The sequence below is a fragment of the Oleiphilus sp. HI0125 genome, assembly GCF_001635355.1.
In genome coordinates, this window is the sequence record NZ_LWGF01001228.1 from 1 (window position 1) to 849 (window position 849).

Sequence of the window (849 nt, forward strand, 5' to 3'; positions counted from 1 at the left end):
AAGACAACGCTTAATGCTGGCAACCGCCCTATTACAAAATCCTGGGCTACTCATTCTTGACGAGCCAATGACTGGACTTGATGAGCAAGGAAAAACAGAATCCATAAATATTCTAAAAAAGTTTAGAGCGGCTGGCGGCACGATACTAATGATCGAGCACGACTGGACACTTATTCGTGAGCATTGTGATCATTGCTTCTGGGTTGATAAAACAATTCGAGAAATCGATCCTAGAGCCATTCAAGTTCAGCAAACTCCTTTTGATCAAGAAGGGGCAGTTTCATGAATATCATTTATGGACAATTTAATGATTGGGTGAACGCGGGCTTATTGCCAGATATGTTCGGCTATGAATTCCTTATAAACGCCCTGCTTGCCAGCATGATGATAGGCCCACTTCTAGGCTTACTTGGAACACTTGTTGTCGTAAAACGACTTGCGTTTTTATCTGAGGCTGTAGGTCATAGCGTACTAACCGGCGTTAGCATCGGCATATTACTGGGTGAACCAGTAGAGTCACCACTGATCAGTTTATTTAGTTTCTCTATTCTTTTCGCGCTGTTACTGCAGTGGATCAAAGGACGATCAAGCATTCCTTATGACGCTTTAATTGGCGTGTTCTTATCCTTTGCTCTCGCCTTAGGGGCAGCTCTGCTTTTGTATGTTGCAAAACACGTCAACGCTCACTTGATAGAACAAGTGATGTTTGGCTCCATTCTCGTCACTACGGTGAATGATTTAGTGATGTTGGTGATTATTTGTAGCATCGTTGCAGTGCTGGCTTATCACTATGGCAACCACGCTTATTTGGTCGCGATATCACCTGAAGTAGCACACAGCCAGCGCATC

General features: G+C 43.8%; 1 protein-coding gene and 1 pseudogene. Both read left to right on the plus strand.

The annotated features are described in order from the left end of the window. A pseudogene (locus A3762_RS28700) lies at positions 1–286 on the plus strand (microcin ABC transporter ATP-binding protein); the annotation flags it as partial. After that, on the plus strand, positions 283–849 hold a 567-nt coding region (locus A3762_RS21355), incomplete at its 3' end, for a metal ABC transporter permease (protein ID WP_197469477.1). The pseudogene A3762_RS28700 and the gene A3762_RS21355, both read left to right, overlap by 4 nt.